The sequence below is a fragment of the Streptomyces sp. NPDC043876 genome, from assembly GCF_056435825.1.
The window spans coordinates 984,636-1,005,765 of record NZ_JBWKDV010000001.1 but is presented as its reverse complement, the minus strand read 5'-3'; the positions used below and the strand labels follow the sequence as shown (position 1 = coordinate 1,005,765).

Annotated in this window: 22 protein-coding genes; 14 read left to right on the top strand and 8 right to left on the bottom strand. The window is 72.5% G+C overall.

What is annotated here, in order from left to right:
• Positions 1–40: 40 nt before the first annotated feature.
• The 4 genes from AC0693_RS04895 (at position 41) to AC0693_RS04880 (ending at position 2,874) form a co-directional block, all read left to right on the top strand.
• Positions 41–1,237 (top strand): serine hydrolase domain-containing protein, encoded by a 1,197-nt coding sequence (locus AC0693_RS04895; protein ID WP_356413258.1) that lies wholly within the window; start codon positions 41–43, stop codon positions 1,235–1,237.
• A 114-nt stretch (positions 1,238–1,351) separates the two neighbouring features.
• Positions 1,352–1,771: a helix-turn-helix domain-containing protein gene (locus AC0693_RS04890; RefSeq protein ID WP_356413256.1), complete on the top strand. Its 420-nt coding sequence runs from the start codon at positions 1,352–1,354 to the stop codon at positions 1,769–1,771.
• Positions 1,772–1,794: 23 nt separating this feature from the next.
• Entirely contained in the window at positions 1,795–2,370 is a 576-nt protein-coding gene (locus AC0693_RS04885) for a hypothetical protein (protein ID WP_356413254.1), read from the top strand.
• A 159-nt stretch (positions 2,371–2,529) separates the two neighbouring features.
• Positions 2,530–2,874 (top strand): DUF2516 family protein, encoded by a 345-nt coding sequence (locus tag AC0693_RS04880; protein WP_478800963.1) that lies wholly within the window; start codon positions 2,530–2,532, stop codon positions 2,872–2,874.
• 50 nt (positions 2,875–2,924) lie between these two features.
• Here the strand turns inward: AC0693_RS04880 and AC0693_RS04875 are convergent, their stop codons facing one another.
• The 3 genes from AC0693_RS04875 to AC0693_RS04865 all read right to left on the bottom strand — a co-directional run bounded on the left by AC0693_RS04875 (position 2,925) and on the right by AC0693_RS04865 (position 6,881).
• Positions 2,925–4,553 carry a PP2C family protein-serine/threonine phosphatase gene (locus AC0693_RS04875; protein WP_478800962.1) on the bottom strand — a complete coding sequence of 543 codons (1,629 nt, stop codon included), beginning with the start codon at positions 4,551–4,553 and terminating at the stop codon, positions 2,925–2,927.
• Between the two features lie 220 nt (positions 4,554–4,773).
• Positions 4,774–5,859: a C40 family peptidase gene (locus tag AC0693_RS04870; protein ID WP_478800961.1), complete on the bottom strand. Its 1,086-nt coding sequence runs from the start codon at positions 5,857–5,859 to the stop codon at positions 4,774–4,776.
• A gap of 215 nt (positions 5,860–6,074) precedes the next feature.
• Positions 6,075–6,881: a class I SAM-dependent methyltransferase gene (locus AC0693_RS04865; protein ID WP_478800960.1), complete on the bottom strand. Its 807-nt coding sequence runs from the start codon at positions 6,879–6,881 to the stop codon at positions 6,075–6,077.
• Between the two features lie 175 nt (positions 6,882–7,056).
• Here AC0693_RS04865 and mshA point away from each other — a divergent pair, with 175 nt between their 5' ends.
• Together mshA and AC0693_RS04855 are read left to right on the top strand one after the other, a co-directional pair.
• The gene (gene mshA, locus AC0693_RS04860; RefSeq protein ID WP_356413244.1) at positions 7,057–8,427 is read left to right on the top strand and encodes a D-inositol-3-phosphate glycosyltransferase; all 1,371 of its coding nucleotides are present in this window, start codon (positions 7,057–7,059) and stop codon (positions 8,425–8,427) included.
• Positions 8,420–8,914 (top strand): type III secretion system chaperone family protein, encoded by a 495-nt coding sequence (locus AC0693_RS04855; protein ID WP_478800959.1) that lies wholly within the window; start codon positions 8,420–8,422, stop codon positions 8,912–8,914. Before mshA ends, AC0693_RS04855 begins: the two co-directional genes overlap by 8 nt.
• Positions 8,915–8,924: 10 nt before the next feature.
• Here the strand turns inward: AC0693_RS04855 and AC0693_RS04850 are convergent, their stop codons facing one another.
• A complete protein-coding gene (locus AC0693_RS04850) occupies positions 8,925–10,238 on the bottom strand; it encodes an MDR family MFS transporter (RefSeq protein WP_478800958.1) in 1,314 nt (437 codons plus the stop codon).
• 199 nt (positions 10,239–10,437) lie between these two features.
• On the opposite strand from AC0693_RS04850, the gene AC0693_RS04845 reads away from it, so the two are divergent.
• A complete protein-coding gene (locus tag AC0693_RS04845) occupies positions 10,438–11,199 on the top strand; it encodes a phosphoglyceromutase (protein WP_478800957.1) in 762 nt (253 codons plus the stop codon).
• A gap of 96 nt (positions 11,200–11,295) precedes the next feature.
• Here AC0693_RS04845 and AC0693_RS04840 read toward each other — a convergent pair whose 3' ends face one another.
• From AC0693_RS04840 to phoU, 3 genes are all read right to left on the bottom strand, one after another.
• Positions 11,296–11,889 carry a hypothetical protein gene (locus AC0693_RS04840; protein ID WP_478800956.1) on the bottom strand — a complete coding sequence of 198 codons (594 nt, stop codon included), beginning with the start codon at positions 11,887–11,889 and terminating at the stop codon, positions 11,296–11,298.
• Positions 11,890–12,057: 168 nt separating this feature from the next.
• The gene (locus tag AC0693_RS04835; protein ID WP_356416360.1) at positions 12,058–12,204 is read right to left on the bottom strand and encodes a hypothetical protein; all 147 of its coding nucleotides are present in this window, start codon (positions 12,202–12,204) and stop codon (positions 12,058–12,060) included.
• A 103-nt stretch (positions 12,205–12,307) separates the two neighbouring features.
• Positions 12,308–12,985, bottom strand: a complete 678-nt coding sequence (phoU, locus tag AC0693_RS04830; protein WP_356416363.1) for a phosphate signaling complex protein PhoU — start codon at positions 12,983–12,985, stop codon at positions 12,308–12,310.
• Positions 12,986–13,204: 219 nt separating this feature from the next.
• Between phoU and phoR the strand changes: the two genes are divergently transcribed.
• Together phoR and phoP are read left to right on the top strand one after the other, a co-directional pair.
• Positions 13,205–14,443: a two-component system sensor histidine kinase PhoR gene (gene phoR, locus AC0693_RS04825; RefSeq protein WP_356416366.1), complete on the top strand. Its 1,239-nt coding sequence runs from the start codon at positions 13,205–13,207 to the stop codon at positions 14,441–14,443.
• A gap of 5 nt (positions 14,444–14,448) precedes the next feature.
• Positions 14,449–15,120, top strand: coding sequence for a two-component system response regulator PhoP (phoP, locus tag AC0693_RS04820; protein WP_008743935.1), 672 nt, complete (start codon positions 14,449–14,451; stop codon positions 15,118–15,120).
• Positions 15,121–15,200: 80 nt separating this feature from the next.
• On the opposite strand, the gene AC0693_RS04815 is transcribed toward phoP, so the two are convergent.
• Positions 15,201–15,866 (bottom strand): copper chaperone PCu(A)C domain-containing protein, encoded by a 666-nt coding sequence (locus AC0693_RS04815; RefSeq protein ID WP_469318026.1) that lies wholly within the window; start codon positions 15,864–15,866, stop codon positions 15,201–15,203.
• A gap of 587 nt (positions 15,867–16,453) precedes the next feature.
• On the opposite strand from AC0693_RS04815, the gene AC0693_RS04810 reads away from it, so the two are divergent.
• From AC0693_RS04810 to rlmB, 5 genes are all read left to right on the top strand, one after another.
• Entirely contained in the window at positions 16,454–16,936 is a 483-nt protein-coding gene (locus tag AC0693_RS04810; protein ID WP_003953493.1) for a CarD family transcriptional regulator, read from the top strand.
• A 257-nt stretch (positions 16,937–17,193) separates the two neighbouring features.
• On the top strand, positions 17,194–17,940 hold the full coding sequence (gene ispD, locus AC0693_RS04805) for a 2-C-methyl-D-erythritol 4-phosphate cytidylyltransferase (protein ID WP_468469023.1): 747 nt from the start codon (positions 17,194–17,196) through the stop codon (positions 17,938–17,940).
• A complete protein-coding gene (gene ispF, locus AC0693_RS04800; RefSeq protein WP_478800955.1) occupies positions 17,930–18,457 on the top strand; it encodes a 2-C-methyl-D-erythritol 2,4-cyclodiphosphate synthase in 528 nt (175 codons plus the stop codon). The genes ispD and ispF overlap by 11 nt, the downstream gene beginning before the upstream one ends.
• 106 nt (positions 18,458–18,563) lie before the next feature.
• Positions 18,564–19,964 carry a cysteine--tRNA ligase gene (gene cysS / locus AC0693_RS04795; RefSeq protein ID WP_356416378.1) on the top strand — a complete coding sequence of 467 codons (1,401 nt, stop codon included), beginning with the start codon at positions 18,564–18,566 and terminating at the stop codon, positions 19,962–19,964.
• 85 nt (positions 19,965–20,049) lie between these two features.
• On the top strand, positions 20,050–21,006 hold the full coding sequence (rlmB, locus tag AC0693_RS04790; protein ID WP_356416381.1) for a 23S rRNA (guanosine(2251)-2'-O)-methyltransferase RlmB: 957 nt from the start codon (positions 20,050–20,052) through the stop codon (positions 21,004–21,006).
• Positions 21,007–21,130: the final 124 nt, after the last annotated feature.

Below are 21,130 nucleotides of genomic sequence, written 5' to 3'. Positions count from 1 at the left end.
CATGTCACTGGATGGCCCCACATTTCCCGGGAGTTGGCACGTGCGCACGCAGGCTTGGCAGAAGTTCCGTTCCTCCGGACGGCGAACGGCGGGAGCGGCGCTGGCCGTCGGCGTCATGGCGGTGTCCGCGCTGACGGCGCCCGCGGCGTTCGCCGCCCCGGACCCCGGCCCGGCGGCGCGGCCGGACGCGGCGCACCCGGCGCCCGCCCGCCCGGACACGCTCCAGCAGGGCCTGGACGCGCTGGTGCGGGACGACGGCATGCCCGCGGCGCTGGCGAGCGTCCGGGACCGCGACGGCCGCACCCGCACCTACACGGCGGGCGTCGGCGACGTGGCCACCGGTGCGGCGGTGCCGCGGGACGGCCAGGTGCGGATCGGCAGCAACACCAAGGCGTTCACGGCGGCGGTCGTGCTGCAACTGGTCGGGGAGGGGCGCGTCGGCCTCGACACCCCGGTCGACGCGTACCTGCCGGGCCTCGTCCGCGGGGAGCGGATCGACGGGAGCCGCATCACGGTCCGTCACCTCCTGGGGCAGACCAGCGGCCTGCCCAACTACACCGAGTACGACCTCCAGCCCAAGCCCTACACCCCGCGCGACCTCGTCGACATCGCCCTCGCGCACCCGGGCCACTTCGCACCCGGCGAGAAGTGGGAGTACAGCAACACGAACTACGTCCTCGCCGGCATGATCGTCGAACGGGTCACGCACCGCTCCGTCGCCGAGGAGATCACCCGCCGCGTCATCACGCCCCTCGGGCTGCGCCACACCTACTTCCCGGCCCCCGGCGACCCGACGATCCGCGAACCGCACCCGCACGGCTACGACCGCGCCTCCGCGACCGCGCCGCTGGTCGACATCACCGAGATGGACCCCTCCTGGGCCTCGTCGGCGGGTCAGATGATCTCCACCAACTCCGACCTCAACCGCTTCTACACCGCCCTCCTGACCGGCGGCGTCCTGAGGCCCGCCCAGCTCGCGCAGATGAAGCAGACCGTCAGCGCGGAGTTCTTCGGCAAGGGCGCCCGCTACGGCCTGGGGCTGGCGAGCTTCCCGCTGTCGTGCGGCGGCGTCTACTGGGGCCACGGCGGCAGCTTCCCGGGGTACGAGACCCGCGGCGGCGTCCGCGTCACCGGCGGCGCCGTCCGCGCGGCCAACATCGCGGTGACCATCCAGCCGACCGACAAGGCCGTCCTGGACCGCATGGCGACCCTGGTCGACGCGTCCCTGTGCCGCTGAGGGGCGCGCGGCGGTGACGGGGGCGGCCCGCGCGGCCGTGACGGGGGCGGCCGAGGCGGGAGTTATTGCAAGCAAGCGCTTGCAATAGTTAGCAAGGTGCGGCAGGATCGGGGCATGGCATCGCTCAGCGTCGGCAATCTCGGCGAGTACCTCCGCGAGCAGCGGAGGCAGGCCCAGCTCTCGCTGCGGCAGCTGGCCGAGGCGGCGGGGGTCTCCAACCCCTACCTCAGCCAGATCGAGCGCGGGCTGCGCAAGCCGTCCGCGGACATCCTCCAGCAGCTGGCCAAGGCGCTGCGGATCTCCGCGGAGACGCTGTACGTGCAGGCCGGGATCCTCGACGAGCGGGACCGCGACGAGGTGGAGACGCGCGCCGTCATCCTCGCCGATCCGTCGATCAGCGAGCGGCAGAAGCAGGTGCTGCTCCAGATCTACGAGTCGTTCCGCAAGGAGAACGCGCTCGACGCCGAAACCGCGGGCGATGCCGCCGCCCACGCCGCCGCCGATGCCGACGACACGACGCCCCAGACGAACTGACTCTGATCCGGGAGGACCAGCACATGGCCATCGCCGATGACCTGAAGAAGACCCTCACCGACCCGACGCCGCTCTACTTCGCCGCCGGCACCGCCGACCTCGCCGTGCAGCAGGCCAAGAAGGTGCCCGGACTGATCGAGCAGCTGCGGGCCGAGGCCCCGGCGCGGATCGAGGCCGTCAAGAACACCGACCCGAAGGTCGTGCAGGACAAGGCGCGCGAGGCCCAGGAAGCGGTGACCGCCAAGGTCGCCGAGGTCCTCGGGGCCTTCGACCCGAAGAAGATCGGGGAGAGCGCGCAGGACCTGGCGCTGCGCGGTGTCGGCGTCGCGGCGGAGTACGCGGTGCGCGCCAAGGAGACCTACGACAAGGTCGCCGAGCACGGCGAGCAGGCCGTGCGCGCCTGGCGCGGCGAGGTCGTCGACGAGATCGTCGACATCGCGGAGATCGTCGAGCCCGACCCCCAGCCCGCCGCGGTCGTCGTGGCCCAGGCCGAGCCGGCCGACGAGGCGCCCGCCGCCGCGGACAAGCCCGCCGCGAAGCGGACCGCGCGCAAGAGCACGGCCAAGAAGGCCGGCGCCGCGCCGGAGGACGCGAGCTGAGCGGTCCCCACCGGGCCCGCTGAGCAGCGCGAATGACAGGGACCGGACCGGGCACCTTTACGGGTGCCCGGTCCGTTGTCCTTCCACGGGATCGCCCAGCCGGTAGCGTGGTGACGGGGGCGTTCTGACGCAATCACGCGCGAGAAGGCGGTCGAGTCGATGTTGATGCAGGGTTTCGACAATGAGGTTCTGCCGCTGCTGGGTTACGCCATGCTGCTGCTCGCGGTCGCGGCGTTCGTCCTCGCGCTGCTGGCCCGGGAGGACGCCTACCGGGCCGCGGGCAAGCAGAGCAAGACCTTCTGGCTGGTGCTGCTCGGCGTCGCCGTCCTGGTCGACTTCTTCCTGGGCTCGGCGATGCTGTTCCTGCAGATCGCCGGGCTGGTCGCCTCGATCGTCTTCTTCGTCGACGTACGTCCCGCCCTCAGGCAGGTCTCGGGCGGCGGCCCGCGCAAGGGCGGCAGCAGCAGCGACGGGCCGTACGGGCCCTACAACGGCGGCCGGTAGCCGACAACGGGCGGCAGCCGGGTACAGGTGCCGGGGCCCGGCCGGCGCCGTCAGCCGGACGCGCGGTCCAGGAGGACGACGGCCACGTCGTCGGTGAGTTCGCCGCCGTTGAGGCGGCGGGCCTCGCTGACCGCCGCTTCCAGCAGGCCTTCGCCGCGCAGGCCCCGGTCCAGGTGCCGGTTGATCATCTCGACCATGCCGTCCTGGCCCAGGCGTTCGCGCCCGGCGCCGATCCGGCCCTCGATCAGGCCGTCCGTGTAGAGCATCAGGCTCCACGTGCCGCCGAGCTCGACCTGGCGGCGGGGCCAGCGGGCCCGGGGCAGCAGTCCCAGCGCCGGGCCGCTGTCCTCGTAGGGGAGGAGCCGTGCGGGGCGGCCCGGCCAGGATATGAGCGGGGCCGGATGGCCCGCCAGGCACAGGCCCGCGCGGCGGCCGTCCGGGGAGATGTCCACGGTGCACAGCGTCGCGAAGATCTCCTCGTTCGGACGTTCCACCTCCAGGACCTCCTGGAGGGTCGCCAGCAGATCGTCCCCGCACAGGCCCGCCAGCGTCAGCGCGCGCCAGGCGATGCGCAGCTCCACGCCGAGGGCGGCCTCGTCCGGGCCGTGGCCGCAGACGTCGCCGATCATCGCGTGGACGGTGCCGTCGGGGGTGCGGACGGTGTCGTAGAAGTCGCCGCCGAGCAGGGCCCGGCTGCGGCCCGCGTGGTAACGGGCGGCGAAGCGCAGGTCCGAGCCCTCCAGGAGGGGATGGGGGAGCAGGCCGCGTTCCAGCCGGGCGTTCTCCTGGGCGCGCAGCCGGGACTCGGCCAGCTTGTACTGGGCGATGTCGGCGCGTTTTCGCTCCACCGCGTAGCGGATGGCGCGGCTCAGCAGGCGGCCGTCCAGTTCGCTGCCGTAGAGGTAGTCCTGGGCACCGACGCGGACGGCCTCGGCGGCCCGCTCGGCGTCGGCCTCGGCGGTCAGGACGAGGACGGCGTGGCGCGGGGCCATGCGCAGCACCTGGCGCAGGGTCGCCAGCTCGTCGACCGCGGGACCGGTGGCGGCGGGGCCGCCGTGCGACCCGCCTGAGGAACCGTTTCCGCTGCCGCTGCCGCTGCCGCTGCCGCTGCCGTTTCCGTTTCCGCTGCCGGGCAGGCACAGGTCGAGCAGGATGCAGTGCACGTCGGGGGTGAGCAGCCGCTGCGCCTCGGTGAGGTTGCGGGCGGTGCGGATCCGGATGCGGTGGCCCTCGGCGTCGACGATCTCGGGCACGGTGAGCCCGCCCGGGTCGTCCTGGATCACCAGCAGCGTCATGGCCTGCGGCGCGGCGCTGGGTGGGGTGGCCCCGAGCGGCACTCCGGAGGCGGGGGCTGCCGTGCCGAAGCCTGCCGGGGCGGGCATGGTCGTGCCGAAGCCCGCCGGGGCGGGCGGGGGCGTGCCGAAGGGGTCCGTGCCGAGCGAGTCGGCGTCGAGGGGGTCCGCGCCGACGGATGGCGCCGTGCCGAACGGGCCCGCGCCGACGGGTGCCGGGGCGGGCGGTGCCGTGCCCGAGGGGGCCGTGCCGAAGGCGGCCGGGGCCGTCGCGGACGGGGCCGTGCCGCCCGGCTGGGGCGGTGCGGCGGCGTAGGTGGCGGGCGGGCGGGCCTGCCCGCTCTCCGCGGGCGGGGTGTCCCTCTGCCGCGGTACGGATGCGGGCATCGTCTCCGGTTCCTTCCCTCCCCCCGAGGGTGCGCTCGTGCGCCCCGAACCCTAGCGGTCCGCGCCCGGCGCGTGAACGGCGTTCCCGGCGGCCGCCTCCGGCATATGCCGTTATTGCCGGGGATGGCCCGTTTCCAGATGACCAACGTCACCCCGCACGGGCCCCCGGACCCGGCCGCCGGAGCGCACTCCGGCCGCCCCGGCGCGGCGCCGTACGCCCCTACGCGTCCGGCCGGACGACCGCCTTGATCGGCATCGAGCCCGCGCCCGCGATCGTGATGGTGCGCCCCGGCCGCGGGGCGTGGACCATCGCGCCGTCGCCGATGTACATCCCGACGTGGCTCGCGTCGTCGAAGTAGATGATCAGGTCACCCGGCCGCATGTCCTTGACCGCGACCTTCCGCAGCAGCCGCAGCTGCTCCTGCGAGGTCCGCGGGATCGGTTTGCCCGCCGCCAGCCACGCCTGCGAGGTGAGCCCCGAGCAGTCGAAGGTGTCCGGGCCCTCGTGGCCCCATTCGTACCGCTTGCCGATCTGGGCGGTGGCGAACCGGACCGCCTGGCGCCCCGCCTCCGACGCCGTGCCCTGGAGCTCCTTGAGCGCGCCCGAGGACAGCCAGGCGGTCTGCGCCTTGTACTGCGCCTCCTGCTCCAGCTGGATCAGGCGGGCCTTCTCCTCGGCCTGGAGCTTGCTCTCCAGCTCCTCCGCGGCCTTGATCTTCTTCTCGATCTCGTTCTTCGCGCTCTCCTGCTTGACCCGGTTGGCCTCCAGGGTCTGCCAGCGCGCGCTCGCGTCCGCCGCGTACTGCTGGAGGTCGGCCTGGGTCCGGGCCAGCTCCGCGAGGTTGTCCGCGGTGGCCTTCTCGCCCTGGCGCAGCCGGTCCGCGCCGTTCAGGAACATGCCGGGACTGTTGCTCAGCGCCAGCTGCGCGGCCGGCGGCAGGCCGCCCGAGCGGTACTGGGCGCGCGCCGCCGCGCCCGCGCGGGCCTTGAGCGTCGTGATCCGCTCCTGGCCGGCGACCACCTGTCTGGCGATCTCGACGATCTTGTCGGACTGGGCCTTCGCCTCGCCCGCGGCGAGGTTGTACGCGTCCGTGGCGGTGCCCGCCTGGCGGTACAGCTCCTCTATCTCCTTGTGCACCTGCTCCAGCGACTTCGCCCCCGGCACGGGCGTGCCCGGAGCGGCCGGCGGAGCGGGGGCCGCCGGAGCCGCCGGGGCGGCGTACGCCGTGCCCGCCAGGCCCGGGGCCGTCAGTACCGCCATCGCACAGAGCAGGGTGAGCGCGGATGCGCCACGGTGTCGCTTCATGGTCCCCCCAGGCACCCGCGCCAGATCCCGTATCAGATCTGACTATTCATCAGTAACTTCGCACTGCCATCGGGATGGTGCCACGACTCGGCGGATTCCAACACCCTCCACCGCACTCCCACACACGGGCCCCACCCCCGCGGCCACCCCACCCCGGACGGCCGTCGAGGACTCAACGGACGGCCACCGGGCCCGGGTTCCCCATCCGTCCCCTCTCACCCCAACGGGCGCAGCGCGTCCCACCGCACCGTCAGCTCCCCCTGCCGCCACCGCCGCGGCCCGTCCGTCAGCGGCCAGTGGGCGGCCAGCGCCCGGGCCGTCCGGATCCACCGCTGCCGGGCGCCGTAGGAGGCGTACGGCGCCGCCGCGGCCCACGCCCGGTCGAAGTCCCGCAGGAACGCGTGCACCGGCTCGCCCGGCACGTTGCGGTGGATCAGCGCCTTCGGCAGCCGCTCCGCCAGGTCCGAGGGGCGCTCCAGAGAGCCCAGCCGGGTCGCGAAGGTCACCGTGCGCGGCCCCTCCGAGCCCAGCGCGACCCACACGTGCCGGCGCCCGATCTCGTCGCACGTCCCCTCCACCAGCAGCCCGCCCGGCGCGAGCCGCCCGCACAGCCGCTCCCACACCCGCCGGACCTGCTCCTCGTCGTACTGGCGCAGCACGTTCGCCGCCCGGATCAGCGCCGGCCGCTCCCCGCCGTCCAGCGGGACCTCGAAGCCGCCGTGCCGGAAGCTCAGGCCCTCGCGCTCGTACGGCTTCGCGCCCGCGACCCGGGCCGGTTCGATCTCGATCCCGACCACCCGCACCCCGGGCGCCACCGTCCGCAGCCGCGTCAGCAGCTCGACCGCCGTCCACGGCGCGGCCCCGTACCCGAGGTCCACCGCCACGGGCGTCCCGGCGCGCAGGAGCGAGGCGCCGTGCGTCACCGCGATCCAGCGGTCCATCCGGCGCAACCGGTTCGGATGGGTCGTGCCACGGGTCACCGCACCCACGGGTCGGCTGGGAGGAGGAGTGCGTGCGGCCATGGGCCGAGGGTATGCGCAGGTCCCGCGCTGCATAAAAATCCGGTAAACCGCCCGGATTCCCGGCGCCGCCCCGGAATGCGGGGGACGCCCGCGCGGGTTGCACTCCTTGCGGGGCGCGGGCCGCTCTCCGCGCCGACCGCGAAAACCGTACGAGCCCGAGTGAGAGGACCGCTCCTTGAGTCAGTACGTGTCCCGGCTCGGCGGCAGGCTCGCCGCCGCCCGCAGCACCCGCCACGACGCCCCCCGCCTGCGGCTGCCCGCCGTCGGGCACCACCGCAAACCGCGCCGGGTCGCGATGCTCAGCGTGCACACCTCCCCGCTGCACCAGCCCGGCACCGGTGACGCCGGCGGCATGAACGTGTACATCGTGGAGCTGGCCAAACGCCTCGCCGCGATCAACATCGAGGTCGAGATCTTCACCAGGGCCACGACCGGCGGCCTGCCGCCCGTCGTCGAGCTGACCCCCGGCGTCCTGGTGCGGCACATAGACGCCGGACCGTACGAGGGCCTGGCCAAGGAAGAGCTGCCCGCCCAGCTGTGCGCCTTCACCCACGGCGTCATGCGGGCCTGGGCCGGCCACCGCCCCGGCTACTACGACCTCGTCCACTCCCACTACTGGCTGTCCGGCCACGTCGGCTGGCTCGCCGCCGAACGCTGGGGCGTCCCCCTCGTCCACGCCATGCACACCATGGCCAAGGTCAAGAACGCCGCACTGGCCGAGGGCGACACCCCCGAGCCCGCCGCGCGCGTCATAGGCGAGACCCAGATCGTGGCCGCCGCCGACCGGCTCATCGCCAACACCGCCGAGGAAGCCGACGAGCTGGTCCGCCACTACGACGCGGACCCCGGCAAGGTGGCCGTCGTCCACCCCGGCGTGAACCTCCAGCGCTTCACCGTCGGCGACGGCCGCGCCGCCGCCCGCGCCCGCCTCGGCCTCCCGCAGGACGCCGTCATCCCGCTCTTCGCGGGCCGCATCCAGCCGCTCAAGGCCCCCGACATCCTGTTGCGCGCCGTCGCCGAGCTGGTCGACCGCGACCCCACCATGCGGCGCAGGCTCCTCGTCCCCGTCGTCGGCGGCCCCTCCGGCAGCGGCCTCGCCAAGCCCGAGGGCCTCCAGAAGCTCGCGGCCCGGCTCGGCATCACCGACCTCGTCCGCTTCCACCCGCCGGTCGGCCAGGACCAGCTCGCGGACTGGTTCCGGGCGGCGTCCGTGCTCGTCATGCCCTCGTACAACGAATCCTTCGGCCTGGTCGCCATAGAGGCCCAGGCCGCCGGCACGCCGGTCCTCGCGGCCGCGGTCGGCGGGCTCCCGGTCGCCGTCAACGACGGCGTCACGGGCATCCTCGTACCCGGCCACGACCCGGTCGACTACGCGCGCGAGCTGCGCCGCTTCGTCGACGACCCCGCGCTCACCGACCGGATGGGACGCGAGGCGGCCCGCCACGCGCAGTTCTTCGGCTGGGACACCGCCGCGGCCGGCACGGCGGACGTGTACACCGCGGCGATGCACGATCACCGCCGTCACGTACGCTCCCACCATGGCTGAGACCGCCGCGACGGAGATCATCGAAAGCACGCTGGACGACGCCGGGCTGGAGTGGGAGAGCCCCGAGCCCGGGTCGTACGTCGTCACGCTGCCGGGCACGCGCAAACTGTCGACCATCTGCTCCCTCAAGGTGGGCCGGCACTCGCTGTCGGTCAACGCGTTCGTCATCCGCCACCCGGACGAGAACGAAGGCGCCGTCCACCGGTGGCTGCTGGAGCGCAACCTCAAGCTGTACGGCATGTCCTACGCCGTCGACCGCCTCGGCGACGTCTACCTGACGGCGCGGCTCCCGCTGGCCGTGGTGAGCCCGTCCGAGCTGGACCGGGTCCTCGGGGCGGTGCTCGAAGGCGCGGACGGGGCGTTCAACACGCTCCTGGAACTCGGCTTCGCGAGCGCCATCCGCAAGGAGTACGAGTGGCGCGTCTCGCGCGGCGAGTCCACCCGCAACCTGGACGCCTTCAAGCACCTGACGGAGCGCCCGGCCTGAGCGCCGCGCCTCAGCCGGCGGGCGTGCCGGGGGCGACGGGCGTGACGGGGGTGACCGGGGCGATGGGCACGACCGCCGCGGCGGCGGTCTCCTCGTCCCCGTCGGTCCCGGCGTCCCCCTCGGGCAGGTTCCGCATCAGCAGCCAGTAGCCGAGGCCCGCGACCGAGCCGAGGACCGCCGTCGCGCCCCACAGCCAGCCCGCGCCGAACCGGTCGATGACGAAGCCCGCCGTCAGCGGGGCGATGAGCGAGGCCCCGGCCCACGACAGCGTGTACATGCCCTGGTAGCGGCCCCGCGCGTGGGTCGGCGAGAGCCGCGCGACCAGGCCCATCTGGGTCGGCGAGTTGATGATCTCGGCCACCGTCCAGACGCAGACGGTCAGCGCGATCACCCCGAGCGAGCCGCCGAAGGCCGTCATCCCGAACCCGTACCCCGCCAGCAGCGCCGAGGCGACCAGCAGCTTCTGCGGATCGCGGTGCTCGATCAGCCGGGTGACCGGGATCTGGAGCAGCACGATCAGCACCCCGTTGAGGGCGATGACCATCCCGTACTCACCAGGGGTGAAGCCCGCGACGCCCATCGCCAGCGGCAGCCCGAACGACCCCTGCATGAAGATCAGCGAGATCAGGAACGACAGCCCGACCACCCCCATGAACCGCCCGTCGCGCAGGACGGTCCCCATGCCCGCCTCCGGCGCACCGCCCGCGGACCCGTCCCGCGCGCCCTTCTCGGGGCGCGACTCGGGGAGCTTGACGTAGACGAGGACCGCGCAGAGGAGGGTCAGCGCCGCCTCGCCGAGGAACCCCGCGAGGTAGCTGTACTCGGCGATGAAACCGGCCGCGGTCGCGGACACCGCGAACCCCAGGTTGATCGCCCAGTAGTTGAGGGCGAAGGCCCGGACCCGGTCCTCGGGGCGCACGATGTCCGCCATCATCGCCTGCACCGCCGGGCGGGAGGCGTTCGAGGTCATGCCGACGAGCAGCGCGACGGCGGCGATCGCCGCCGGGTGCTGCATGAAGCCGAGCAGCGCGACCGAGAAGGCCGTCGAGAGCTGCGCGGCCATCAGCGTCGGCCGACGCCCCAGCCGGTCCGTCATCACCCCCGCGACCAGGGACGACACCACCCCGCCGAGCCCGTGCAGCGCGACCACCAGACCCGCGAACGAAGCCGAGTAGCCCCGGTCCAGGGTGAGGTAGAGGGTCATGAAGGTGGCGACGAACGCCCCGAGCCGGTTCACCAGCGTGCTCGTCCACAACCACCAGAACTCCCGCGGCAGACCCGACACGCTGGCGCGCGCGGCCCGCCTCATCCTGTCAACGGACATACGGGGTCCCCCTGAAGATGTAAGTGGTGCGGATACCCACGGCACGTTACGACCGGTGGCGCGCGGACACCACTGGATTGACGCGGAGCGTCAATCGGAGACGGCCCGGACAACACCCCCGGGACGGCGCCCGGGACGGCCCGCCGGCGGGCCCGGCCGGGTCGCGCGGGGGCATCCGGCGTCCATTAGGCTCGTACGCATGGCCGACGCACCGTACAAGCTGATCCTCCTCCGTCACGGCGAGAGCGAGTGGAACGCGAAGAACCTGTTCACCGGCTGGGTGGACGTCAATCTCAACGAGAAGGGCGAGAAGGAGGCGGTCCGCGGCGGTGAGCTGCTCAAGGACGCCGGTCTGCTCCCCGACGTCGTGCACACCTCGCTCCAGAAGCGCGCGATCCGCACCGCGCAGATGGCGCTGGAGGCAGCCGACCGCCACTGGATCCCGGTCCACCGCTCCTGGCGCCTGAACGAGCGCCACTACGGCGCCCTCCAGGGCAAGGACAAGGCCCAGACCCTCGCCGAGTTCGGCGAGGAGCAGTTCATGCTGTGGCGCCGCTCGTACGACACCCCGCCCCCGGCGCTGGCGGACGGCACCGAGTTCTCGCAGTCCGAGGACCCGCGCTACGCGACCATCCCGCCGGAGCTGCGCCCCAGGACGGAGTGCCTGAAGGACGTCGTCGTCCGCATGCTCCCGTACTGGTACGACGCCATCGTCCCGGACCTGCTGACCGGCCGCACGGTCCTGGTAGCCGCCCACGGCAACTCGCTCCGCGCCCTGGTCAAGCACCTCGACGGCATCTCGGACGAGGCGATCGCCGGCCTGAACATCCCGACCGGCATCCCCCTCGCCTACGAACTGGACGCCGACTTCAAGCCCCTGACCCCGGGCGGCACCTACCTCGACCCGACCGCCGCCGCGGCCGCCATCGAGGCCGTCAAGAACCAGGGCAAGAAGAAGTAGGAAGAGCGCTCACACCCCTGACCTGCGTACCCCGTGCAGGTCAGGGGTTTTCTTCTGCTCCGGGCCCGCTGCGGGCCCCGCCGGCCCGCCGTCCGCTCAGTCGTCGAAGTCGAGGACGGGCCGGGTCCAGAGGGTGAGGTCGCTGCTGGTGGCGACCGCCAGGGTCAGGCCGGAGGGCGAGAACCCGGCCGCGCGCAGTTCCGAGTACTCGCAGTGGAAGACGTGCCACCACGTGCCGCCCGCCGGGCCGTTGTGCGACCCGCCGTCGGCGGAGAGGATGACGCGGTCGTGGGGCCACTCGGGGCTGACGACGTCCAGCGTCCACCCGTCCGGTGTGGTGCTGTGCAGGCCGCCGCCGAAGAGCCCGGCGATGCGTACCGCCGTGCCCGCGAGGGGGCCGAGGCCGGGGCAGGTGAGTTCCGGCGACGCGTCCGGCGTACTGGTGTCGGGGTCCGGGTCCCGGTCGCGGGCGACCCTTTCGCCCGTGACCGCGTCGAAGACTCCGTGACCGGCGCCGGAGACGACCATGACGAGGTCGTGCCCGCTGCCGGGATGGACCGCGAAGCCGATGCCGAGCAGCCCCCCGATCGGGATCCTGTGCTCCGGCACCGGCTGCCACGGCTCCGGGGCCGGCATGACGGTGGCGGCGGCATACCGCTCGCGCAGCTTCCGCTGGTACTCCGTGATCAACTCGCCCTCCCGGGACCGTCCCGTTGCCAGGGGCCCCAGGAGTGGAAACGCGTCCAGTATTCACCGGGGGTCGTCCCCGCCCACTGGCTTCCCCGCGCGGTACGCGAGAGGCCCCGCCCGACAGACGTCGGGCGGGGCCTCTCGCGTACCGGCGAGCAGACGACTGGGTCAGCCGCCGCACTGGCAGGGGGCGCCGGACTGGCAGCCGCAGCCGCAGCCCGAGCCGCAGCCGCAGGCCGCGAGCAGGGGCAGGCGCAGAACCTCCGGGGGCTGGTGCTCCTGCTCGGGCGTGATGGGGACGGGGGAATCGGACATGGTTCCTCCTCGCAGGCGTACCGGTCGTACTGCCTTTGCCTCATTCATGCCCAGCCGCACGGGCGCGTCAACGGCGCATTGGCGCAAGCGACGTGATGCGCCGTCAGGAGCCCTCGGGCGCCGTCGGCGGCTGCAGCTCGTCCGCGTGCTCGCCCGTCACCAGGTACACCACGCGCTTGGCGACCGAGACCGCGTGGTCCGCGAAGCGCTCGTAGTAGCGGCCCAGCAGCGTCACGTCGACCGCCGTCTCGATGCCGTGCTTCCAGCGGTCGTCCATCAGGTGCTGGAACAGCGTGCGGTGCAGCTGGTCCATCTCGTCGTCGTCCTGCTCCAGCTGGAGCGCGAGGTCGACGTCCTTGGTGATGATGACCTCGGCGGCCTTCGCCATCAGGCGCTGCGCCAGCTGACCCATCTCCAGGATCGTCGCGTGCAGGTCCCGCGGGACCGCCGTGTCCGGGAAGCGCAGCCGGGCGAGCTTCGCCACGTGCTGGGCGAGGTCGCCGGAGCGCTCCAGGTCCGCGCTCATGCGCAGCGAGGTCACCACGATGCGCAGGTCCGTGGCGACGGGCTGCTGGCGGGCCAGCAGCGCGATGGCGCGGGCCTCCAGGTCGTGCTGGAGGTCGTCCACCTTCTGGTCGGCGGCGATGACGCTCTCGGCGAGCTTGAGGTCGGCGTCGAGCATGGCCGTCGTCGCCCGGCCGATCGCGGAACCGACGAGCCGGGCCATCTCGACCAGGCCCTCTCCGATCGAGTCGAGTTCCTCGTGGTACGCGTCCCGCATGTGGGTGTCCCTCTCTCGCGTCGTGCCGGTGCCCGTCGTGCCCGTGCCCCGGGAGCCGGGGCCTCGTGCCCCACGGTGCCACGCTGAGCCGTGAACGCGTCCGGCTCCGGCACCCCAAGTGAATCAACCCCGTCGCCAGGGTGAACTCTGGGCGACGACTGTTCGAGGTGCCACCCGAACGGCTGTGGAAGTGTCGTCGCACCTGCTTAACCTGGACACATGGACGTGAACGCGGCGGTCGCCGCAGCTGCAGCGATCGCCGGGCTCTGCACCGGTGTGATCGCCATGCTGGCGTTCCGCTGGAGCGAGCGCGACCAAGCCCGCCCCACCCGGAGCTCCATGCGCCCCGACATCAACGCGGTACTCCCGCCCGGAGTGGACACCGTCCTCTCCGTACTCCGCTCCTCCGCCGTCGTACTGGACGAAGGTGACGCGGTGGTCAAGGCCAGCTCCGCGGCGTACGCCCTCGGCCTGGTCCGCGGCGGCAAACTCGCCGTGGAGCCCATGCTCCACATGGCCCGAGACACCCGCCGCGACGGCGAGATACGCCAGATCGAGCTGGACCTCCCGCGCCGCGGCACCGGCCGCGGCGAGGCCCTCGCCGTCTCGGCGCGGGTCGCCCCCCTCGGCTCCCGCCTCGTGCTGCTGCTAGTCGAGGACCTCACGGAGGCCCGCCGGATCGAAGCGGTCCGCCGCGACTTCGTCGCCAACGTGTCGCACGAGCTCAAAACCCCCGTCGGCGCGATCTCCCTGCTGTCCGAGGCGGTCATGGACGCCTCCGACGACCCCGAGGCGGTCACCCGCTTCGCCGGCCGCATGCAGATCGAGGCGACCCGGCTGATCAACCTCGTCCAGGAGCTGATCGACCTCTCCCGGGTCCAGAACGACGACCCGCTGGAGGACGCCGAGCCGGTCCGGGCCGACACCCTGGTCGCCGAGGCCATCGACCGCTGCCGCCACACGGCCTCCTCCAAGCAGATCACCATGGCCGTCGGCGGCACCGCCGACCTGCGGATCTGGGGCAACCGGGGGCAGCTCGCCGCCGCCCTCGGGAACCTGGTCGAGAACGCCGTGAACTACAGCCCCGCCCGCACCCGCGTCGGCATCGCCGCGCGCCGGGTGAACGCGCCGGGTGGAGACTTGATCGAGATAGCCGTGACCGACCAGGGCATCGGCATCCCGGAAAAGGACCGTGAGCGCATCTTCGAGCGCTTCTACCGCGTGGACCCGGCCCGCTCCCGCGCCACGGGAGGCACCGGCCTCGGCCTCGCCATCGTGAAGCACGTGGCCGCCTCGCACGGCGGCGAGGTCAGCGTGTGGAGCTCCGAGGGGCAGGGCTCCACCTTCACCCTGCGGCTTCCCGAGGCCGCCGTACCCGGCACCGCGGCAGCCCCCGCACCCGCCCGACCCGTGCTCCAACCCGAACCAGCCATTCCTGCCCCGGAGGTCCTTCCGTGACCCGAGTGCTCGTCGTCGAGGATGAGGAATCCTTCAGCGACGCCCTGTCCTACATGCTCCGCAAGGAGGGCTTCGAGGTCGCCATCGCCGCGACCGGGCCCGACGGGCTGGACGAGTTCGAGCGCAACGGCGCCGACCTCGTCCTCCTCGACCTGATGCTCCCGGGGCTCCCCGGCACCGAGGTCTGCCGCCAGCTGCGCGGCCGGTCCAACGTGCCGGTGATCATGGTCACCGCCAAGGACAGCGAGATCGACAAGGTCGTCGGGCTGGAGATAGGGGCCGACGACTACGTCACCAAGCCCTTCTCCTCCCGCGAGCTGGTCGCCCGCATCCGGGCCGTCCTGCGCCGCCGCGGCGAACCGGAAGAGGTCACCCCGGCGGCCCTGGAGGCCGGTCCCGTCCGCATGGACGTCGACCGCCACGTGGTCACCGTCGGCGGCGGCAAGGTCGACCTGCCGCTCAAGGAGTTCGACCTCCTGGAGATGCTGCTGCGCAACGCGGGCCGGGTCCTGACCCGCATGCAGCTGATCGACCGGGTCTGGGGCGCGGACTACGTGGGCGACACCAAGACCCTCGACGTCCACGTCAAGCGCCTGCGCGCCAAGATCGAGCCGGACCCGGGCGCGCCGCGCTACCTGGTCACGGTCCGGGGCCTCGGCTACAAGTTCGAACCGTAAACCGCGCCCGCACCGCGCGGAACGTGAAGGAGGGCCTCCCCGGATTCCGGGGAGGCCCTCCTTCCGTACGGGTACCCGCGTCAGTGACCGGCGCTGTGCGAGGGGGACGCCGAGTTCGAGGGGGCGCCGGACTGCGCACCCGACGGGGAGGCGGGCGGGGACGCCGGAGGGGATGCCGAGGCCGAGGGGGACGCGGAGGCGCTGCCCGAGGGCGAGGCACCGGCGGCGGGGGCCTCGGTCGGGCCGAAGCCCGCGTAGTACCCGGTCGAGGGGACGACCAGAGCGGCCAGCTCCACGTCACCCGCCTGGCTCAGCTGGAAGACGACCTTCTGGGCGTCGCCGTCCTTGACGGCCTGGCGGCCGCCCTCGATGACGGCGGAGGCGTTGCCCTTGCCGCCGAGCACGACGGAGCCGTGCGCGGGCACGGTGACCTTGCCGGCGCCCGTGGCGTCCTTCAGCGTCACCTTGCCGGTGGCGCCCTGAAGGGTGACGGCGTCGAGGGTCTGCGGCTTGGCGCCCGCGTTGAAGACGGTCGCCGAGACGACGGCGGGACCCTTGCCGTCCTTCGCGCCCTGGGTGATGACCAGCGCGTTCTGGACCTTGATGTCGCCCTTGGTCACAAAGGCGTTGTCCGGCGTGATGGCGAGCGTCTGTGCGTCCTCGCCCGCGCCGCATGCGGCGAGCGAGACGATCGAGAACGCGAGGGCGGAGGCGGCGAGAGCGCCGCGTCGAAGGCTGCGGCTCACGGCGGCGGCAACTCCTAGGACGTACGGACGGAGGACGGTGATCGGTGGTGCGGTGGTGCGGTGGTGCGGTGGTGCGGTCGTGCGTGGTCGTGCGGTCGTGCGTCAGGGCGCCGGTAAAGGCGCCCTAAGGGTGTGTCAGCGGGCTTAGGTTACCGAGCCGCCACCCCGCCCCCACACCCGACCCTCCGCAGCGTGCGGGCGACCCTGGACCGGTCCGGCCGATCCCGCAATTAGTGATCAATTCCGGGATTCCCTCGAACAGCTCTCCGTGATCAATTCAGGATTGGGCCGGAACCCGCTACAGATCCGCCTCACCAGTCGAACGGAGTAGTTCGGTTTCACCGCGCCGAAACGCGCAAAACGGGACGTACGTCACGTCGAGCGCACCGCTCCGCGGGTGTAGCGTGGTCGATTCTGTGCGTCCGCGCAGTGGCTCCGACCTGCGAATACCCCCTTCCGGAAGCCCTGCGCAGCACGTTCGTGTCGCTGTTGTCAAGCCCCGAGATAGGCCCTGACCTGCGAAAACGCCATTCATAACAGTCGGTTCTCGTGTTACCCTGGATAGCCACGGAAGGGGTACCTGTCACATGACGTTCAAGGTTGGCGACACCGTGGTCTATCCCCATCACGGGGCCGCGCTGATCGAGGCTATCGAAACTCGCCAGATCAAAGGCGTGGACAAGACCTACTTGGTGCTCAAGGTCGCCCAGGGTGACCTGACCGTTCGCGTACCTGCGGACAACGCGGAGTTCGTAGGCGTTCGCGACGTAGTCGGCCAGGACGGGCTGGACCGGGTCTTCGAGGTGCTTCGTGCACCGTACGCCGAAGAGCCCACGAACTGGTCTCGTCGTTACAAGGCAAATCTGGAGAAGCTCGCCTCTGGCGACGTCATCAAGGTCGCGGAAGTCGTCCGTGACCTGTGGCGCCGTGAGCGCGAGCGCGGGCTCTCCGCGGGCGAGAAGCGCATGCTCGCGAAGGCGCGCCAGATCCTGGTGAGCGAGCTCGCGCTCGCCGAGAACACCAACGAGGACAAGGCCGAGGCCCTCCTCGACGAGGTTCTCGCGTCCTGACGCGACGAACCTTCTCACAGCAGTCGTGCCGCGGTGCCCGATGACGGCCCTCTCGCCCGCCGAGAGGACTGTCGCCGGGCGCTGCGGCATGTCTGTCTCCCGCAGCACCTCATGCCACCGCCGCGCGTGGCGCGGTGGCGTACCGGGTCCGGGCAGCCGGCTCGACCGGTCGTCACGGAAGGGGCGAGGGCGTCGCACCCGGCACCCCTCAGGCCATACCCACGCGGGCCGAAGCCACAAACCCGGAGCCACCACGGATGTATGACGAAACGCGCCCCCACCGCACCGCCGCGGTGATCCCCGCAGCCGGCCGCGGCACCCGGCTGGGCCCGGGCGCGCCCAAGGCCCTGCGCTCCCTCGGCGGCATCCCGATGCTGGTCCACGCCGTCCGCGCCATGGCCCGCTCCCGCGCCGTCTCCCTCGTGGTCGTCGTCGCCCCGCCCGAGGGCGCCGCCGAGGTCAGGCACCTCCTGGACGAGCACGCCCTGCCCGAGCGGACCGACGTCGTCGTCGTCCCCGGCGGCGGAACCCGCCAGGAATCCGTACGGGCGGGCCTGCGCGCCCTCCCGGACACCATCACCTCCGTCCTCATCCACGACGCGGCCCGCCCCCTGGTGCCGGTCGACACCGTGGACGCGGTGATCGAGGCCGTCCGCGACGGCGCCCCCGCCGTCGTCCCCGCGATGCCGCTGGCCGACACCGTCAAGGAGGTCGAGCCCGGCGCACCCGGCGAGCCCGAGCCGGTCGTCGCCACCCCCGAGCGGGCCCGGCTGCGCGCCGTCCAGACCCCGCAGGGCTTCGACCTGGCCACCCTCGTCCGCGCCCACGAGCGCATCGCCGTCAACGGCGAGGGCGCCACCGACGACGCCGGAATGGTGGAAAAGCTCGGCGTGCCCGTCGTCCTCGTCCCCGGCCACGAGGAAGCCTTCAAGGTGACCCGCCCGCTCGACCTGGTCCTCGCCGAGGCCGTACTCGCCCGCAGGAGGGCCACCGATGTCTACTAGCCCCGGACCGTCCACCAGCCCCGGATCCACCGCCCCGCTCCTCCCGCAGGTCGGCATCGGCACCGACGTCCACGCCTTCGAGACCGGCCGCGAACTGTGGTGCGCCGGCCTGCTCTGGGAGGGCGAGGACGGCCTGGCCGGCCACTCCGACGGCGACGTCGCGGCCCACGCCGCCTGCGACGCCCTGTTCTCCGCGGCCGGCGTCGGCGACCTCGGCGCGCACTTCGGCACCTCCCGCCCCGAGTGGTCCGGTGCCTCCGGCGTCACCCTCCTGGCCGAGGCGGCCCGCATCGTCCGCGCCGAGGGCTTCGAGATCGGCAACATCGCCGTGCAGGTCATCGGCGTACGCCCGAAGATCGGCAAGCGCCGCGACGAAGCGCAGAAGACACTGACCGCCGCGGCCGGAGCCCCCGTCTCCGTTTCCGGCACCACCACCGACGGCCTCGGCCTCACCGGCCGCGCCGAGGGCCTCGCCGCCATCGCCACCGCGCTCGTGTACCGCACGAGCCGGGCCTGAGCGCGACCCCACGAACGCCCCGCACGGCACCGCTTCGGAAACAAAGGCACCCCGCGGCCCCGAAAGGGTCGCGGGGCACTGCCGCACGCGCACTACCCTGGATGCCGTGACTCTTCGCCTGTACGACACCAGCGCCCGGCAGATCCGTGACTTCACTCCGCTCGTCGCGGGCTGCGTCTCGATCTACCTCTGTGGTGCCACCGTGCAGGCGGCACCGCACATCGGCCACGTCCGCTCGTACCTCAACTTCGACATCATGCGCCGTTGGCTCACCTACCGCGGCCTCGACGTCACCTTCGTCCGCAACGTCACCGACATCGACGACAAGATCATCACGAAGGCCGAGGACCAGGGACGCCCCTGGTGGTCCATCGGCTACGAGAACGAGCGCGCCTTCAACGACGGCTACGACGCGCTGGGCTGCCTCCCGCCCACCTACGAGCCCCGCGCGACCGGCCACGTGCCCGAGATGATCGAGATGATGCGCGGCCTGATCGAGCGCGGCCACGCCTACGAGGCCGACGGCAGCGTCTACTTCGACGTACGCTCCTTCCCTGGCTACCTGGAGCTGTCCCACCAGGACATCGACGACCTGCGCCAGCCCACCGAGAGCGGCATCACCGGCAAGCGCGACCCCCGCGACTTCGCCATGTGGAAGGCCACCAAGCCCGGCGAGCCCGACTGGGAGACCCCCTGGGGCCGCGGCCGCCCCGGCTGGCACCTGGAGTGCTCCGCGATGGCGCACAAGTACCTCGGCAGCGCCTTCGACATCCACGGCGGCGGCCTCGACCTGATCTTCCCGCACCACGAGAACGAGATCGCCCAGGCCAAGGCCTACGGCGACGAGTTCGCGAAGTACTGGGTGCACAACGCCTGGGTCACCATGTCCGGCGAGAAGATGTCGAAGTCCCTCGGGAACTCCGTCCTCGTCTCCGAGATGGTCAAGAACTGGCGCCCGATCGTCCTGCGCTACTACCTCGGCACCCCGCACTACCGCTCGATGATCGAATACAGCGAGGACTCCCTGCGCGAGGCCGAATCCGGCTTCGCCCGCATCGAGGGCTTCATCCAGCGCGTCATCGAGAAGGCCGGCGCGCCCGTCGAGCCGGCCACCGAGGTACCGCCCGCCTTCGCCGAGGCCATGGACGAGGACCTCGGCGTCCCGCAGGCCCTCGCGATCATCCACACCACCGTCCGCCAGGGCAACAGCGCGCTCGCCGCCGACGACAAGGACGCCGCGATCGCCCGCCTCTCCGAGGTACGGGCCATGCTGGCCGTCCTCGGACTCGACCCGCTCGACCCGCACTGGGCCGGCGAGACCGACCGCGGCGAAGACCTGCACGGCGCCGTCGACACACTGGTGCGCCTCGTCCTGGAACAGCGCGAATCCGCCCGGGCCCGCAAGGACTGGGCGACCGCGGACGCGATCCGCGACCAGCTCCAGCAGTCCGGGCTGGTCGTCGAGGACGGTCCGAGCGGCCCCCGCTGGACGCTCGGCCCCCGCTGAGCCCAGCCCGTCGTGCCGCCCGGCGCTCCGGGCGGCACACTCTTCATACGTACACACTGCTGAACAAACGAAACAGGTAGAGGTCATGGCCGGGAACAGCCAGCGCAGGAACCGCCGCACGTCCAACAAGAAGGGCGCTACGGTCGGCAGCGGTGGCCAGCGGCGCAAGGGCCTGGAAGGCAAGGGCCCCACGCCGCCCGCCGCCGAACGCAAGGGCCACAAGAAGAACCGCATCGGCAACGCCATGGCCAAGGCCGCCGCCAAGCGCCGCCCCGCCCCCCGCCGCGGCGGCGTCAAGGGCACCAGCGAGATGGTCGTCGGCCGCAACCCGGTCTTCGAGGCCCTGCGCGACGGCGTGCCCGCCACCACCCTCTACGTCCAGCAGTTCATCGACAACGACGAGCGCGTCCGCGAAGCCCTCCAGCTCGCGGCCGAGCGCGGCAACATCAACCTGATGGAAGCCCCGCGCCCCGAGCTCGACCGCATGACCAACGGGCTCAACCACCAGGGCATGGTCCTCCAGGTCCCGCCCTACGAGTACGCCGCGCCCGACGAGCTGACGGCCGCCGCCTACGACAACGGCGAAGACCCCCTCATCGTCGCCCTCGACGGCGTCACCGACCCCCGCAACCTCGGCGCGATCGTCCGCTCCGTCTCCGCCTTCGGCGGCCACGGCGTGGTCATCCCCGAGCGCCGCGCCGCCAGCATGACCGCCGGCGCCTGGAAGTCCTCCGCCGGCACCGCCGCCCGCACCCCCGTCTCCCGGGTCACCAACCTGACCCGCGCCCTGGAGGCCTACAAGAAGGAAGGCCTCACCATCGTCGGCCTCTCCGCCGACGGCACCCACACGGTCAACGACCTCGAACACCTCGGCGGCCCCGTCGTCATCGTCATCGGCAGCGAGGGCAAGGGCCTCGGCCGCCTCGTCGGCGAGACCTGCGACTACCTCGTCCGCATCCCGATGCCGGGCGGCGCCGAATCGCTCAACGCCGGCGTCGCGGCCGGTGTGGTCCTCTACGAGGCCGCGCGCCGCCGCGCCTGAGCGGTCCCCTTCGGTACCGGGCCGGGTGAACGCTTTCACCCGGCCGGTCCCCGCCCCGACCGCCCACATGGCTTGATCTTGACGGGCCTCGGACACATCCCTGCTGTCAAGGCAGTGTCCTAAA